At 46.7% G+C, this 14,407-nt stretch carries 19 protein-coding genes; 4 read left to right on the top strand and 15 right to left on the bottom strand.

Translation table 11 applies throughout. The annotated features are described in order from the left end of the window. Positions 1-21 precede the first annotated feature (21 nt). The 5 genes from KNP04_RS13540 to KNP04_RS13520 all read right to left on the bottom strand — a co-directional run bounded on the left by KNP04_RS13540 (position 22) and on the right by KNP04_RS13520 (position 4,344). On the bottom strand, positions 22-483 hold the full coding sequence (locus KNP04_RS13540; protein WP_214876762.1) for a heme-binding protein: 462 nt from the start codon (positions 481-483) through the stop codon (positions 22-24). Continuing rightward, positions 483-1,658 (bottom strand): MFS transporter, encoded by a 1,176-nt coding sequence (locus KNP04_RS13535; protein WP_214876760.1) that lies wholly within the window; start codon positions 1,656-1,658, stop codon positions 483-485. Before KNP04_RS13535 ends, KNP04_RS13540 begins: the two co-directional genes overlap by 1 nt. 17 nt (positions 1,659-1,675) lie before the next feature. Then, on the bottom strand, positions 1,676-2,413 hold the full coding sequence (locus tag KNP04_RS13530) for an IclR family transcriptional regulator (RefSeq protein WP_214876758.1): 738 nt from the start codon (positions 2,411-2,413) through the stop codon (positions 1,676-1,678). 111 nt (positions 2,414-2,524) lie between these two features. Then, entirely contained in the window at positions 2,525-3,568 is a 1,044-nt protein-coding gene (locus tag KNP04_RS13525) for a flavin monoamine oxidase family protein (protein WP_214876756.1), read from the bottom strand. A 5-nt stretch (positions 3,569-3,573) separates the two neighbouring features. Further along, positions 3,574-4,344: a nucleotidyltransferase domain-containing protein gene (locus KNP04_RS13520; RefSeq protein ID WP_251129979.1), complete on the bottom strand. Its 771-nt coding sequence runs from the start codon at positions 4,342-4,344 to the stop codon at positions 3,574-3,576. A gap of 128 nt (positions 4,345-4,472) precedes the next feature. Here KNP04_RS13520 and KNP04_RS13515 point away from each other — a divergent pair, with 128 nt between their 5' ends. Beyond that, positions 4,473-4,640: a hypothetical protein gene (locus tag KNP04_RS13515; protein WP_214876754.1), complete on the top strand. Its 168-nt coding sequence runs from the start codon at positions 4,473-4,475 to the stop codon at positions 4,638-4,640. A 62-nt stretch (positions 4,641-4,702) separates the two neighbouring features. On the opposite strand, the gene KNP04_RS13510 is transcribed toward KNP04_RS13515, so the two are convergent. The 4 genes from KNP04_RS13510 to KNP04_RS13495 form a co-directional block, all read right to left on the bottom strand. Next, positions 4,703-5,110 carry a hypothetical protein gene (locus tag KNP04_RS13510; protein WP_214876752.1) on the bottom strand — a complete coding sequence of 136 codons (408 nt, stop codon included), beginning with the start codon at positions 5,108-5,110 and terminating at the stop codon, positions 4,703-4,705. Positions 5,111-5,217: 107 nt separating this feature from the next. Then, positions 5,218-5,412: a hypothetical protein gene (locus KNP04_RS13505; protein ID WP_214876750.1), complete on the bottom strand. Its 195-nt coding sequence runs from the start codon at positions 5,410-5,412 to the stop codon at positions 5,218-5,220. Beyond that, positions 5,409-5,729 carry a nucleotide pyrophosphohydrolase gene (locus tag KNP04_RS13500; RefSeq protein WP_214876748.1) on the bottom strand — a complete coding sequence of 107 codons (321 nt, stop codon included), beginning with the start codon at positions 5,727-5,729 and terminating at the stop codon, positions 5,409-5,411. The genes KNP04_RS13505 and KNP04_RS13500 overlap by 4 nt, the downstream gene beginning before the upstream one ends. A 2-nt stretch (positions 5,730-5,731) precedes the next feature. Beyond that, positions 5,732-7,375: a DUF2075 domain-containing protein gene (locus KNP04_RS13495; protein ID WP_214876746.1), complete on the bottom strand. Its 1,644-nt coding sequence runs from the start codon at positions 7,373-7,375 to the stop codon at positions 5,732-5,734. Between the two features lie 132 nt (positions 7,376-7,507). Between KNP04_RS13495 and KNP04_RS15515 the strand changes: the two genes are divergently transcribed. From KNP04_RS15515 to KNP04_RS13480, 3 genes are all read left to right on the top strand, one after another. After that, complete coding sequence (locus KNP04_RS15515; RefSeq protein ID WP_214876744.1) at positions 7,508-8,488, top strand: LytTR family transcriptional regulator DNA-binding domain-containing protein; 981 nt, start codon at positions 7,508-7,510, stop codon at positions 8,486-8,488. A 130-nt stretch (positions 8,489-8,618) separates the two neighbouring features. Beyond that, on the top strand, positions 8,619-9,467 hold the full coding sequence (locus KNP04_RS13485) for an ABC transporter ATP-binding protein (RefSeq protein WP_214876742.1): 849 nt from the start codon (positions 8,619-8,621) through the stop codon (positions 9,465-9,467). Continuing rightward, positions 9,464-10,171, top strand: coding sequence for an ABC transporter permease (locus KNP04_RS13480; protein WP_214876740.1), 708 nt, complete (start codon positions 9,464-9,466; stop codon positions 10,169-10,171). Before KNP04_RS13485 ends, KNP04_RS13480 begins: the two co-directional genes overlap by 4 nt. Before the next feature lie 41 nt (positions 10,172-10,212). On the opposite strand, the gene KNP04_RS13475 is transcribed toward KNP04_RS13480, so the two are convergent. From KNP04_RS13475 to KNP04_RS13450, 6 genes are all read right to left on the bottom strand, one after another. After that, on the bottom strand, positions 10,213-10,734 hold the full coding sequence (locus KNP04_RS13475; RefSeq protein WP_214876738.1) for a VOC family protein: 522 nt from the start codon (positions 10,732-10,734) through the stop codon (positions 10,213-10,215). Next, entirely contained in the window at positions 10,718-11,686 is a 969-nt protein-coding gene (locus KNP04_RS13470) for a Gfo/Idh/MocA family protein (RefSeq protein ID WP_214876736.1), read from the bottom strand. The genes KNP04_RS13475 and KNP04_RS13470 overlap by 17 nt, the downstream gene beginning before the upstream one ends. After that, positions 11,683-12,372 carry a ribose 5-phosphate isomerase A gene (gene rpiA / locus KNP04_RS13465; RefSeq protein ID WP_214876734.1) on the bottom strand — a complete coding sequence of 230 codons (690 nt, stop codon included), beginning with the start codon at positions 12,370-12,372 and terminating at the stop codon, positions 11,683-11,685. The genes KNP04_RS13470 and rpiA overlap by 4 nt, the downstream gene beginning before the upstream one ends. Positions 12,373-12,376: 4 nt before the next feature. Next, a complete protein-coding gene (locus KNP04_RS13460) occupies positions 12,377-13,324 on the bottom strand; it encodes a sugar-binding transcriptional regulator (protein ID WP_214876732.1) in 948 nt (315 codons plus the stop codon). 131 nt (positions 13,325-13,455) lie between these two features. After that, a complete protein-coding gene (locus KNP04_RS13455; RefSeq protein WP_214876730.1) occupies positions 13,456-13,677 on the bottom strand; it encodes a hypothetical protein in 222 nt (73 codons plus the stop codon). A gap of 147 nt (positions 13,678-13,824) precedes the next feature. Then, positions 13,825-14,394: a YdeI/OmpD-associated family protein gene (locus tag KNP04_RS13450; RefSeq protein WP_214876728.1), complete on the bottom strand. Its 570-nt coding sequence runs from the start codon at positions 14,392-14,394 to the stop codon at positions 13,825-13,827. Positions 14,395-14,407: the final 13 nt, after the last annotated feature.

Below are 14,407 nucleotides of genomic sequence, written 5' to 3'. Positions count from 1 at the left end.
CACATCGGAAATCCCTTTCTTTTAGTTCATTTTATTTTTATATCGCTCAAGTCCTCTGACCGCATACTCATGATCGAGCTCTGGTGTTAAGCCTGCGACCGTCACCGTACCAATCATCCCGGCACCGTTCACGCGGATCGGAAGCGTTCCGCCGATGGCCTGATAGTCGTTCGCTGGTAACAGTGAATTTGTATCGTGTGAAAGACCCGACTCCTCAAAACGCTTCGCAATGAAGTGCGAGCTACGTTGATAGTGGTCCGTCACCCGTTTCTTCCGGAACAACCACATGTAATTCTCTTCTGTCGTTCCTTCCATCAAATGCGTGAAGACCGGGATACGGTTCTTTTCAATATGAACGGCGACGTTCACCCCGTCTTCTTTCGCCAAGTCGATGATCGTCTGACCGAGTTGAAGTGCCTCTTCATGACCGAACGTCGAAAGTGTCATTTGTTCCTCTTGTGCTTGAAGTTGTGTTGTATTCATCATAATCTCTCCTTTTGTTTGTTGTAACTGACCATCGTAAGAAGTGACGCGAGTAACGCCATCACTGCTCCGACAAAGGCGGTATTCAATACGTCTGAGACGGCGAGGACGACACTACCGAGCGTCGAACCGAGTGCGATCCCAATATTGAATGCCGAAATGTTTAATGCCGATGCCATTCCTTTCGCCGACGGGACGTATCGTTCCGCGAGCTGAACGATGTGTGTCTGTACACCGGCTGACATCATGAACGCTACGAGTCCGAGAAGTGAAATGGCGACAAGCGCCAAGAATTTCTCCGGTAATAGGACGTATTGCAGCGCTAAAATGACTGCTTGAGCAAGAAAGACGAAACGTAAGCCTTTGAGCGGCTCCTTGTCTGCGATTCGTCCTCCGATGATATTCCCGATAGCGACAAACACGCCGTATAGTAACAGAATCCAGGTGATGCTCGAGCTCGCATACCCACTGACACCCGATAAGATCGGTGCCATATACGTGAACAGGACGAACGTCGCCCCGAACCCGAGGATTGTCATCGTGAGTGCTCCTAGTATATGAGGATTCTTCACAAGCGCTCCGATATCACGAAGGGTTGTCTTTTCTTCGGTCTGCTGTTTGTCTTGTTGCACCGATGTGAGAATCGCAATTAATCCAATCACACCGAGCGCAGCGACGACACCGAACGTGGTGCGCCAACCGAACGACTGACCGACCCAAGTCCCGAGCGGAACGCCTAAAATCGTTGCGACCGTGAGACCTGTGAACATGATGGAGACGGCAGTCCCTTGCTTCGTGGGTGGAACGATTCGTGTCGCCACAATCGTCGCCATGGCGAAGAATAATCCGTGTGCGACAGCAGTCACGACACGAGACACCATCAACCATTCATAGGTTGGTGCGATGACCCCAAGGGCATTCCCAATCGTGAACACGACCATTAACCAAACGAGCAAGCGTTTTTTGTTCATCCCGCTGAAGACGACCGCTAAAATCGGTGTCCCGATGGCCAACGCGAGTGCGTAACTGGAGACGAGACTTCCAGCCGTTGTCAACGAGATGGCTAAATCATCCGCGACCGTCTCGAGCAGACCGACGATGACAAACTCGGTCGTCCCAATGGCGAAGGCACTGATGGCCAACGCGAACAAGGCGCGGTACATCTGTTTCGTCATAATGAATTCCTCCTGAATTATTGAATGAAGGAGGTGATGGCTTGACTATACTGCTGAAGGACTTTACTGAGCTGACGGTCACGCTTTTTCGTCAACCGTGAACTCGGACCCGAGATGGCGAGTGCGGCGATGACATGACCGTCACGCATAATCGGGACCGCGATACAACGCAGTCCGATTTCGGCTTCTTCGTCATCAACTGCGTACCCTTGTTCATGGATGGCATGAAGATGATAGGTCAACAACTGACGATCGACGAACGTGTGCGCCGTCTTTTGAACGAGTTCGAGTTCCGTCATGACACGCTGTAACGACGACTCGTCCAAAAAAGCGAGAATTGCTTTCCCAAGCGCGCTTTGATGCGCCGGCGAACGTTCTCCGACTTCCGTGTGACTTCGAATCGAATGCGTTCCATCCACGACCTGTGTATTGACGACGTTTGTGCCATGCAGGATGGCGACATATACCGTTTCGCCAGTTTCTTCACTCAACTGTTGGAGCGGTGGCACGGTATACCAGTTCGTCACCGTATCAATCGGTGCTTCGACCGATTCGAGCTTGTCACCAAGGCGATAGCCGTCTTCCGTCTTCTCCACATAGTTCAACTGCTCGAGCGTGTACAGGAGACGGAACGTCGTCGTCTTGTTGTAACCGGATGCTCGCATCAGCTCGGTCAGTGTCATCGATTCATTCACCCGAATCAAATCAATCAAATGTAGTCCTTTTTGCAGTGTGGTCACCATGTATGCTTCCATGTTGAATCACCTCATGTCGCTTATCATAAGCAGAATGTATTGTTACTTCAAAGATACCCAAAAAAGTTTCGATATATGAAACAAGCCCATCACACACGGTGACAGGCTCGATCAATCCTCTATGTTGAATTGTGTTACCATCCGCTCCGCCGAACGTAACGCCCCTTCGATATGTCCCCCAAACTGCGCATCCATCTCAGAACCGATTAGATGGAGACGGTCTCCGAGTTCGATTGGACCATAAGCCGGGAATGCTGTGAGCGGCATGAGGTCGTCAGATGTCGCCGTCTCAGATTCTGTCGACCAGTCCATGTAGTGAAATCGCAAGAAGTCATTCGCTTTCGGACCGTATAACTTCTCCAGTTGCTCAATGACACGCGTCTTCACTTGCCCTTCTCCCAACGCTTCCCGTTCTCCCGGTGACAGACGGAAAAATCCGAATAGCGCACCTTGACCATCTATCGGCGAGGCGTCATGAATCTCTTGGAGTGGACCGACCCAACTCATCCCAAAGCCAGACAAACCTTCTTCTCGCCAGAACGGTGTCTCGTATACGATGAGCGCCTTCGCCTGGGATGCCATCCACGTCGGTGTCGTCTTGAGCGCATTCCGTGTCGATGCTAACAATTCAGGCTCGATTGTCAGATTGGCGACAAGGCGTGGAGGAAGTGCGAGAATCACGTCATCCGTGTGATGCACCGACCCATTTTGGAACGTCAATTGAACTCGGTCTGACTGTCGGTCGATGGACGTGAGGCGATGCCCAATCCGAACGATGTCATCGGGCAACTTCGCGTACAGGGCTTCCACTAAACTCGTCATTCCGCCGACTACACGTTTCGATTGGACGATGCTTTCCTCCGGCAACACATGTCGTTCCGGGGCAGTCGTCGTCTGGCGTTCGAGCACCATCTCCCCTGTCGTATGTTGAAGGAAAGACTCGAGTCCGAGTGTATCCACGAGTTCCGAGATCGTCTTCTCCGTATCCGGCCAATACCATGTCGGTCCGAGGTCATAGCCATCCTTCGTGAAGATACGTCCTCCGACTCGGTCACGTGCTTCAAAGACCGTAACGTCATATCCTTTTTGTTGAAGTTGGAGTGCTGCATAGAGCCCGCTGACACCAGCTCCGATGATGGCGATTTGTTGTTTCATCGTACTCACATCCAATCTATTTCATTCAAATAGTCTAGAAGCTGTTGATTTGTAATGTCGTCTTGCCTTAACAACGTTTCCCCTTGCTCTACACGCTGTTCTCCCGGGAAATAGAGTTTTAGAATCTCTAAGCACGCTTCTACAGTCGTTGCGAAACTCTCATCCTTCACGTTAATCGTCAAATACCAACCTCTAATGACTCGCTTTACGATGGAACGCTTCTCTAGATGAGACATCTGTCCACGAAGCAATTTGGACTTAGCTGTTTCAATGGTGGAAACTAAATCTTGGTTCAACGCCTCACTCACACGAGCGTCCGGCTTCATGAGTGGGAATTGAGTCGAAACATCTTCCCCGTAAACACACGTACAGAGATGCCTTAGCCAAAAGCCCCATTCAAAACGGTTCGCCGGATCCAGTGCCACATCCAGGCGACCGATATCGTAGTCGATTTTGATGACTTCTGGATATTCCGTTAGTAATTGCTCCGTCTGCTCCACCAATTCCGTCGCATCGATATCCTCATGCACAAGCACCGTCAAATCGAGATCAGATTCACCAGCAACAGCCGTCCCGCGACCGATGCTTCCATATAGGTATATGCTATGTAGCTGTTCATCGAATGCTTCTTTCACCAATTCAATTGATTTGAAGAGAATTGTTTCAAACTCAGGCTGAATATGTTTGATGGACGTTTGGTTGATGACGTAACCTTCCTCGTCTGTTCCAAGTCTAGTCGGACACTTCAAAGAACGCTGTCGATTTGTTGAATTCATTCTGATCAAGACCTCTTTTCTATATGCTTAACCTACCGAATGTCTGATATAAAATGCTACTGTCGCCCCTGTCACGATGGATGTATTTGGAAGTATAATGGAGTGTACAGGTAAAGGAGGAAGTTCTCGTGAATATCATCATCAGTTCATTATTTGCAAGTCTTGCGTTTTTCTTACCCATCATCGCCATTGTCTTCGGAATTGTATGGCTTGTCAAAGTGGTCAATCGATTTGAAAAACGCGCAGCAGAAAACTTGAATTGGAGCGTCAAAACACTGAACAGTTTCGAGTGTTAATTGAACGTCTCGATCGAATTGAACAACAATTGGACTCGAACACAAAACGCAGCTGACTCAGGTCAACTGCGTTTCGTCTTATATCGAGCCATATCTGAATAGGTCACATGTTCCGGGTCATGTTGCTTCATCCGCTGATCAACATGTCTGGATATCATCGACACAACGAACATCAATAAGAACGAAATAATCGTGAAGCTATATATTTCGGTAACAATGATTGCAATCGCAATCCCAATATTTAAAAGCACGACAATCAGCGCGCAAATCAACTCAAGCCACACGGTATGACGATATGCAACGTCCTCATTGAAACGTAGCAACGTCTGTGTGCGTTTCCACATCGGAAGCATCAAAAGGAGCGGAGCGAGCAATACACTTCCAAACAATGCTTGAATAGCGGTGAGCCACCCTAACCACCAAACCAGCAATCCACTCATAATAAAAATCACGGAAAAAATGAAACTCAAATGAATGGCATGAACATGGCTTCGACTTAACTTATCTAGACGTTCCTCGTGTGACATCGTTATCTCCTTTTCACTCAATTGATTTTCTATGGCTACAATCGATTTTATTAAGCTTTATTCTGCTTCATCCGTCTCCAATGCACAAACGCATTCGCAAACCAAATGATTGTTAATAGTGGGAACATGACGTTCATCCAGTTTGCACGTTCTATGTGGAATAAGGGGATCGCAAGAAAGAGAGCCAAATTCAATATACCTGCTCCGAGATACATGACGAATAGTAATCGATGGTTCGACTTCATCGTGAATCATTCCCACTCAAAATCGGATACTTCACTGCATTTTTCACGAGCTTGTCTTCAATCGCTTTCGATACATTGATGTTAGCAGCATGCGCGAACGTCAGCGCATAGATCAACACATCGGCAAGCTCCTCTTCCATCTCCGTCTTTTTCGTCTCAAGCGCTTCTTCACTCGAGATCCACTGGAATACTTCAAGTAACTCACTCGCCTCGAGCGACAAGGAAAGTGCCAAGTCTTTCGGGTTATGGTGAAACGCCCAATCGCGCTCATCTCGGAACTTAATAACCTCGTCCATTAATCGTTGTACTTCGTTCATGTTTATACCCTCTCTCTTTGTAGCTTCAATAATTTTCGTCGTAGCGATTCATCGGACGCATATAGATAGAGTCCTTTGACGCCACGCTTCATCAATATGTTAATCGAGTTCAAGACGATCTGTTCTTTTGCCGAATCGACGTTCTCAATTCCTTCGACTCCAGCATATGCGCCTGTGTCTTTATATAAATTCGGATCAATCACCAGACACTCCTGCTCCTCGTCATAAGATACGGATGGACCTAAAACGACACCTACATAATTCAAATCGAATCCTTGAATCGTGTAGATGGAACCGGCCTCGGCGATGGTTTCTGCTTTTTCGGCCCACGTCGTCTTTCCACCGGTCGTATTCCATGGCATTTTATAATCTCCGTTCGACTCATACACATAATAGGTGTCTCCGTCCTTTTTGTGTAAAAAGTCAAAAGTCGAAACAACACGGCTCAACCCGTATCTTCGATCTTGCTCGATGATGGTACGGTGCATCTCTTCTAACGTTTCAAATATTCGTAAATCATATCGCTTCGATTTCGGTAACGGATTGATTCGTTTTTCTTTAAATGCGTTGACCCAGTTCATCATATCTTCATCCGCTTGCATTCGGAATTGACTGGTTAGTTTGTAAGTCTCTACTGTCCTTGCTTTCTTTTTATAATCATCCAACTTGAGCGAATTCCAGTGACTCTTCAGTTTCAATACTTGATGTTGATCAAAAATAGCGATGACAATTTTGGCTTTCTTCAGCAACTCTTCGAGATGATTGTCTTGCCGGAAGTTGTTATAGGCATCTGATTTCGTCAGCAACAAATGGGCTTCGTCCACAAATACAATATCGACTTTCTCATCTTTCAGTTTATTCAATAACGGCGTCGGCTTTGTGAAGTCCCCTGCTTTAAGATGTTTCACTTGCTTTGCGATTCCTTTATAGGTCTTCAACATCTCTTCATGATTAACGACTAAATAATTTTTTGTCTGATGAAGTGTTGAATTGGTGTCTTTTGTTCGAGCTTGGATTGTATTAAAGATTGAGCTCAAGACAACACTTTTTCCTACACCTGCTTCTCCTTCAATCACATATAGATCTCCGTATGTTTCATTTGGGTCTACTTTCGACATTTGCGTTTCACAAAAGTCGAGTACCTTCTCTTTTAAATCTAACTGTTTGACAGATAATTCTTTAAACGGAGACAGCTTGAAGATATCCTTGTTTTCAATGGCGTGAAGCTCATTTTGAACAAGTCCCTTACGATGTAATTCATCCCAGAGTTCGGGAAACAATTCGTTGTCGTAATAAGTTTTATTGTAGTAATTGTGCGTGAAGTCGTTCGCAGTTTTACTTTTATTCTGAAGCGTATACTTCTCATCTCCTAAAAAATAATTGATGAGCTTTGTTTCGAGATGGAATGTTGCTGAACGGTTGAACTTATGATGATCGACGAGATGAATTTGACTCAGCTGTTTCCGTTCTGTTTGTTTAAGCTTTAGATGTTGCTTCATTCGCTTTTTAAAGTGAACCGTTTCTCCAATGTATGCTTCTTTCTCTCCGTTCAAAATGTAAATCACCGGATAGTTCACATATGTTTCTGTATCATCAATACTATGTAGAATACTTTCTTCGAATGTGAATGGAATGACGTTAACCATACAACAAACCTACCCTCTTATAATTTCAAATTATATCCATTTTATCATACAATGCCTTTTAGATGATTACTTGCTACTTTGCAAGTTCTAAATCAGATAATGGTATAATTCCAATAAAAAGGGAGGGATTCGGTGCTTACTTTCCAAAGTGTCTCGGTTCGTCAACAAGACACACTCATTCTCGAAAACATTTCATTTACAATCCAACCCGGTGAGTTGGTCGCCATTCATTGTGGCGTCATTTCTCGGGAAATCATCTTCGGTCTCATCAGTCAGGAGATCTCGACATACACCGGGAACATCGACCACGCTTCAACGTTTTCCCTCTTCTCCGTCCGGGACGGCTTATACGACCGACTCACTGTTGAAGAATATTTACGCTTCACTAAACGTCTTTATGACTCATCCGACTCGGTCGAATCGGTCATCGAGCGCCTCCAACTCAACACATATCGAAAGAAGCGCCTCCATCGTCTCAGTCGCTCTCTTGTCAGACGCACGCAGTACGCCGCGATGCTTCTCCAGGACCGTGACCTGTATTTGTTTGAAGAACCCGATCAAGACGTGGACCAAGAGACACGACACCTTTTACGCGATACGCTACAGACATTGACGTCGAGACAAAAAGCCGTCCTTATGTTGACGAGTAACATGGAAAGTGCACTCTTCATGACATCGATCGTCTATCGGATCGACCACCGTCACTTGCGCCTGTTAGATGTGGAACCGGAAGAAACGGATGAAACAGAAATCTCATCTGAGGTCATCCACGTCCGTTTCGAAAAGATCCCGACGAAGGTGAACGAAAAAATCATCTTACTTGACCCTCCTGAAATCGACTTCATCGAGAGCCAGGACGGTCAATCGATTTTACATAGTCAATCGGATCAGTTCCCGAGCGTCTTCACGATGAACGAACTCGAGACGCGGTTGACCCCGTATGGTTTCTTCCGCTGCCATCGGTCCTATCTCGTGAACTTACAACGTGTCCGCGAAGTCATCACCTATACGAAAAACAGCTTCAGTCTCGTCTTGGATGATTCAGAGAAGACGACGATTCCGTTATCTAAGACAAAAATGGCAGAACTAAAGACGATGATGGGGCTCAAATAGTCTCCATTCATAGTTCCATTCTCTTCGTTCACCTCCTGATATGCGCCATTTATCGCCATTTGAATGCGGTCCCCCTTTATTACTTATACGATAGAGGCAAGCAAGATGACATCGACAAGGAGGAACGGGAATGGAACCAATCATTCAAGTGAACGGGTTGAAGAAATTGTTTGGAAACGAGGAAGCGTTACGTGATGTGACGTTCACAGTTGGAAAAGGAGAAGTGTTCGGCTTCTTAGGACCGAGTGGTTCAGGAAAGACGACGACGATTAAAATTTTGACGTCACAGCTCGCACAGACGGCTGGGGATGCAACTGTCTTCGGTGTGCCGGTTGCCGACTTAAAACAAGAACAGTACCGTAAACGTATTGGCGTGTTGACGGATAACAGTGGTCTATACACACGACTTTCGATTGAGGAAAATCTCAGTTTATATTGCAATCTATATGATGAACCGAAGACTCGGATTGATGAGGTATTGAACATGGTCAACCTTAGTGGCGAAAGGAAGAAGCGCATCGACAAACTCTCTAGAGGCATGCTGCAACGGGTGACGCTCGCACGCGCCCTTCTTCATGAGCCAGAGCTCCTGTTTCTAGATGAACCGACATCGGCTCTCGATCCGGTCAACTCTCGACACATCTATAAAGGGATCGAACGGTTGAAGGCAAACGGAACGACCATTTTTTTAACGACACACGATATGCAGGAAGCAGAAGAGCTATGTGACCGTGTCGCTTTCTTACATCAAGGGTCGATTCAACTGCTCGATGCCCCGAACTTATTGCGTAGGAAATATGCGACAGGATCGATGCGAGTCGAATTGAATAACGGTCAGACGCATGAAGTAACTCAAACTGACGAAGGCGCGGACTGGCTCCATAAACAGATGCGCGCTAAAAATATCGCGTCGATCCACTCAAACGAGCCGACACTCGGCGATATCTTTATCGAAGTGACAGGGAGGAAATTATCATGACTTTTTCAATGAAACGTGCACTCGCTATTTTCCAAAAGGACTATAAAGATCTGTCTCGAAACTTGTTCGTCTCGTCGACCTTGATCATGCCCCTCTTCTTCGCTGTCTTTTATTCGCGAATCGGTGACGGCGGCGTCGATATCACGTACTTCGTCATCAACATCACGTTCAGTCTCGTCGCCATCTTTGTACAGTGTGCGTTGATTGCCGAAGAGAAAGAGAAGAACACGCTCCGTGGGCTCATGTTATCCCCGGCGAGCACGCTCGACATCTTGCTTGGGAAGAGTGCTCTCACGTTCGTGACAACGATGATCCTCATTGTCGGATCGGCATTTTTGATGGACTATGCCCCGCAAAATCTGGCTGTGATCGCCCTGGCGCTCATCGTCTCGACATTCTTTTATATCGGGATCGGAACGATGTTCGGCTTGATGACGAAGACGGTCATGGAAGCTTCATTGATTGTCATGCTTCCATTCTTTTTCTTCTCGTTCTCACCGATGTTGTTACCACTAGAGGACCGTTTCGCTTTCATCGGAGTGCTCGAGTATTTACCGAACGTGCTCTTGATTGATGTGGCCCATCAAGTGGAAAACGGTGCGAACTTCGGTGCCGTCGGGCTAGAGCTTGGTTTGCTTACGGCGTGGGCGCTTGCCGCATTCGTTGGTAGCGTCGTGATGTATAACCGAAAACAGACGGACTAAAAAAGAATCGCCTGAGAACGGGCGATTCTTTTCATATACACTCATTTATGTTCCGCCGGTGTCCAACGCTCCTGTTCACTCGACGCAGGGTAATCAATTCCATCCGGATAGGCAATCAGCTCGATGAGCGACCCCCACGGTGCCTTCCCGTATACACCTCGGTTATCTCCATTGTCTTCGACGCCGGCTAACGGATGCGGTTTCGATAACAACTGTCCACCCGCACGTTCAAAGCGCTGAGCCGCCTCTTGCATATCATCCACATAAATCGCAAAATGATGTAAACCGTACGATGAGATCCCTGTCGGTTCGGTTTCATTTACTTGTGCGACTTGAAACAACTCGATAGACGGTCCTGATTTGATTTGAAGCAGCCGCATATGGATGATTTGTTGTCCGTCTGGTAAGTCCAGTTGTTGCTCTGCTTCTTTCCCTTCCATCGGCTCATCTTCTGGACGTTGCACGTCGTAGCAAATCTCAGCGTGGAACGCATCTTTCAAAAAAGTAGTTGCCTCCTCAATAGAAGGCACTGTCATTCCAATGTGATCAATTCCTCTGTTCATGATGACTCCCCTTCCATTGTTGACGGATCCGATCCATCCACGTCATGACATCCCGTGAATAAAGTCGCGTCTCGTCAGATTCACCAGAAATGACACGATGCATCGCGTCGATTTCATAGCGTAATGCCTGCTCCGTCTCCCCGAGCTGAACGGTCTCGACCGAGCCATCTTTCGTATACGTGATGGTCGCCTCCGTTGCACGAGGAAACGCATTGACGGTAATGTACCCGTCTTCTCCCGCGACTACTCCTTGTTTCGGTAACTTCGTACGCATCGCAAGGGTAATGTTCACCATCTGATCAGAATTCGTACGAAGGATCATACTTGATTGTTCATCGACCCCGGTTTTGTATGGCTTCATCGTCGTCAACACTTCCACTACTTCTTCGTCCAAGAAATTTCGAGCGAACGATAAGGCGTATGTCCCGATATCGAGCATCGCACCCCCAGCCAATTCCGGATTGAAGAATCGGTTAGACGGATCATCTTCTTTATAACTCCCGAACGTCACATGAATCATATTGACTCGTCCGATTGCACCTTCCTGAACACGCCGTCTCAACTCTTCAAAGAGCGGCATATGATAAATCGTCATCGCTTCGAGCACAATCACCCCTTGATCATCAGCCAGACGTTGAATGTTCTCGAGCTCTTCACTGTTTAGTGTGATGGCTTTTTCGCAAAGGACATGCTTTCCATGTGCGATGGCTTGTTCCATCATCGAATAATGGAGGTGATGAGGTGTCGCCACGTAGACGATGTCGATGTCAGGTGAAGACAACATCTCATCTAACGTTTGGTACACATGTCTCACACCATATTCTTGCGCAAATTGTTCAGCTTTTTCTACATCTCGTCCCCATACCCCGTAGGCAATACCATCTGATTGCGCGAGTGCTTGAGCGAATTCTGTCGCAATCGCACCTGGTCCAATGATTCCCCATCGCTTCATTTCACTTCCCCCGTTTCCGTTGAATAGACGACTGTATCGTGATTCGATGCAACGATGACGTGCGTGACGACATCTGTGAACAAGGACGTATCAACCACGCCACGTACTTGAGATAACTGGTGGTGCACCTCAATTGGGTCTTCAGACGGGTGGACGACCACGTCGAGTAATCGGTTTCCGTTCACGGTCACCAAGGCCCCGTCACTGTTCAAACTTTGACGAACTTGTAGAGATGTCACCCAAGAGAACTCTTGAATTTTCTGGCTCACATAAGTGAATGCTTGTGGAAGAACCTCTAAGACAACCGGATGATCAAACGTCAATCGTTCAACAAATTTAGAATCATCCACTAGTAGTACATACCGCTGCGCCATTGTTGCGATGAGTTTTTCTTCCGTATGAATCCCGCCTCCACTCTTCAAGGCGTGGTGTCGTGTATCAACTTGGTCACATCCGTCAAAGGCAAGGTCGATCAGCGAGACATCCCCCGTCTCGACAACCCGAAGCCCTTTTTCCAGACAAGCGCGTCGTGTGACAAAAGAAGGTGTCACGATTGTCACGTCCAGTTCATTCGCATGAATCATATTGATGAGGTGTTGAATCGTACTGCCACCCCCAAGACCAATTGTCATCCCCGATTCAATCCAAGGGAGCGCGGCTTCCGCACATTTCTCTTTTACATCCATCTGTTCATTCCCCCTGTAACAGTTGTTGGGCCGTGCGATCAGTTGTCACGATGACATCAATCAACCGATGCTCGGCGGCGACTCGAATCGCCTCTACTTTCTCACTTCCATAGGCAACCCCGATTTTAAGCGGCACCTTTGCGAGTTGTTGATGCTCAATATGGACTGTTCGATCCGATAGCGAAGTGGTCACGGTCTCTCCATTTTGATTATAGAAGTGCGAGCAAAGATCTCCGATGATTTGAAGTTCGTTCATTTCTTCGGTAAACGGTTGGCCATAGAAAGCCAACCAGTTGGATTCCAGGTTCAGTTGGGCCGAACCGATTCCAAAGAGGGCGATGTTCATCCGCCCCCACAGCTCCACGACTTCCTGAGCATGTGTTGACTGCGTCAATGCTTGTTTGATGGCGGCATTCGGTAAAATAGCAGGAACGTCAATAAGTTTAGAACGTCCACGCCATTTCCGTGAGGCGTCATACGCTAACGTGTTCGCATGAAAACGACTTTCGAGCTTTCCGTCCGGCCCACCGATGAGTGGCACACATTGGATAGTTGAATACGCTTCTTTCGGTGTGAGTGCTTCTACGACAGCTGCGAGTGCTGTTCCCCAAGAAAAGCCGATCACATCGTCATCGGTCACCACCGACTCGACGTATGTTGCGCACGCTTCCCCCATACGTTGTAACGTCTCTTCGCGTTGTCCTGATTTTTCAGGTACAAGGATGACATGTTTTAGACCAAACCGCTCTTTCAGTTGGACTGCCACGTCAATTGATTGAAAGCGATCATAATCAATTTGGAACTTCACAATTCCTAATTCCCGAATGCGTTTTAACATGCGACTAACCGTGGCTCGATTGACATCGAGTGTCTCTGCAATCTGGTGTTGTGTTTGATTCTGTTCGTAATACAAATGCGCTACTTCGTAAAGCCTTTTCAGTTCTTCTGACATTCAGTCACACCCCTTTGCACAAATGTACACCTAAATGAACATTTGTGCAAATTAGGATATGTTTGATTTAAAGAAGACACAAAAAACGCGTCACGATCGATATCGTGACGCGGGTTTCGTATTCAAACGATTTATGGAAAAGGATCATTCTCGTCGCTTAGTCGGATTCGAAATAAAAGAAATGGAACAAACAGAAGACTTAAATAGCCTAATGTAAACAGACGCTGCGTTTCACCAGAAATATATTGCGTGTATCCACAGTTCGGACACGCTTTTCCGTCTTTTGAGAATCCGAGTGACCATACCTCTTTCGCTTTCCACTTATACTGACAATTCGTGCAAAGTGATACCATCGAAATCTCCCCCTTTCTCACTCATTACGAACAAAGGGGAAGGAAGTTTCGATTTTCAACATTTTCATATTCCTTGGGTATATCCATCATAGAGATTGACGATTTTGAATCATTCGCGCAATAAATTAGATCACTTCATGTCCCTACTCAATCATGAAGCAAACGTCCATCGTCATTCCATTGTCCGTACATTTCATTTGCTCTCGTCTTCTCGATCAATTTATTAAGACGTTTCGTATACAACTCACGATCTTGACGAACGCTTTGAATCGTATCAATTCGAATACGGCGATATAGTTCGGGAAAAGTCATGAAGTTCGCATACACTTGAGGATCTTCCTGTAATCGCAATATGATTTCTGAATCAACGACAAACGACGTAACGCGCATATCAGGAAGAACGCTTAATCCTCGTTCTTGCATAAGTCCGAGTCTTATCAAACGTCTTACCCTCTCTTTGTTTAGCTCCGTCCAATTACTCTTTTGTCGTCTGGGTGAAAAACGTTGGGCGAATTTTCCCTCTGCTGTCTTCTTTGCAATCCCATCAATCCATCCGAAGCACAACGCCTCTTCAACAGCATCGAGATAGAGTAGTCCATCCCCACTATTTTTGCGACTGAGAATCACCCAACAATAGGGTATTTCACCTGCATGTTCATGTAGCGATTCTCGGAATTCACTTCGCTGTTCGAAGCGTAAGACTTTATCGATCTCCATGACGCTTGTCCTC

This window comes from Exiguobacterium sp. CH10 (assembly GCF_018617635.1).
Taxonomy (GTDB): Bacteria; Bacillota; Bacilli; order Exiguobacteriales; family Exiguobacteriaceae; genus Exiguobacterium; species Exiguobacterium aestuarii_A.
The sequence above is the reverse complement of the archived record's forward strand: the minus strand, read 5'-3'. Positions and strand labels throughout refer to the sequence as shown.

Bases quoted from the DNA above. Each gene is read 5' to 3' on its own strand.
- KNP04_RS13480 (WP_214876740.1), top strand. From the start codon at position 9,464: ATGACTTTTTCAATGAAACGTGCACTCGCTATTTTCCAAAAGGACTAT.
- KNP04_RS13475 (WP_214876738.1), bottom strand. From the start codon at position 10,734: ATGAACAGAGGAATTGATCACATTGGAATGACAGTGCCTTCTATTGAG.
- KNP04_RS13500 (WP_214876748.1), bottom strand. From the start codon at position 5,729: ATGAACGAAGTACAACGATTAATGGACGAGGTTATTAAGTTCCGAGAT.
- KNP04_RS13535 (WP_214876760.1), bottom strand. From the start codon at position 1,658: ATGACGAAACAGATGTACCGCGCCTTGTTCGCGTTGGCCATCAGTGCC.
- KNP04_RS13520 (WP_251129979.1), bottom strand. From the start codon at position 4,344: ATGAATTCAACAAATCGACAGCGTTCTTTGAAGTGTCCGACTAGACTT.
- KNP04_RS13470 (WP_214876736.1), bottom strand. From the start codon at position 11,686: ATGAAGCGATGGGGAATCATTGGACCAGGTGCGATTGCGACAGAATTC.
- KNP04_RS13485 (WP_214876742.1), top strand. From the start codon at position 8,619: ATGGAACCAATCATTCAAGTGAACGGGTTGAAGAAATTGTTTGGAAAC.
- KNP04_RS13525 (WP_214876756.1), bottom strand. From the start codon at position 3,568: ATGAAACAACAAATCGCCATCATCGGAGCTGGTGTCAGCGGGCTCTAT.
- KNP04_RS13455 (WP_214876730.1), bottom strand. From the start codon at position 13,677: ATGGTATCACTTTGCACGAATTGTCAGTATAAGTGGAAAGCGAAAGAG.
- KNP04_RS13505 (WP_214876750.1), bottom strand. From the start codon at position 5,412: ATGAAGTCGAACCATCGATTACTATTCGTCATGTATCTCGGAGCAGGT.
- KNP04_RS13530 (WP_214876758.1), bottom strand. From the start codon at position 2,413: ATGGAAGCATACATGGTGACCACACTGCAAAAAGGACTACATTTGATT.
- KNP04_RS13460 (WP_214876732.1), bottom strand. From the start codon at position 13,324: ATGTCAGAAGAACTGAAAAGGCTTTACGAAGTAGCGCATTTGTATTAC.
- rpiA (WP_214876734.1), bottom strand. From the start codon at position 12,372: ATGGATGTAAAAGAGAAATGTGCGGAAGCCGCGCTCCCTTGGATTGAA.
- KNP04_RS13450 (WP_214876728.1), bottom strand. From the start codon at position 14,394: ATGGAGATCGATAAAGTCTTACGCTTCGAACAGCGAAGTGAATTCCGA.
- KNP04_RS13540 (WP_214876762.1), bottom strand. From the start codon at position 483: ATGAATACAACACAACTTCAAGCACAAGAGGAACAAATGACACTTTCG.
- KNP04_RS13495 (WP_214876746.1), bottom strand. From the start codon at position 7,375: ATGGTTAACGTCATTCCATTCACATTCGAAGAAAGTATTCTACATAGT.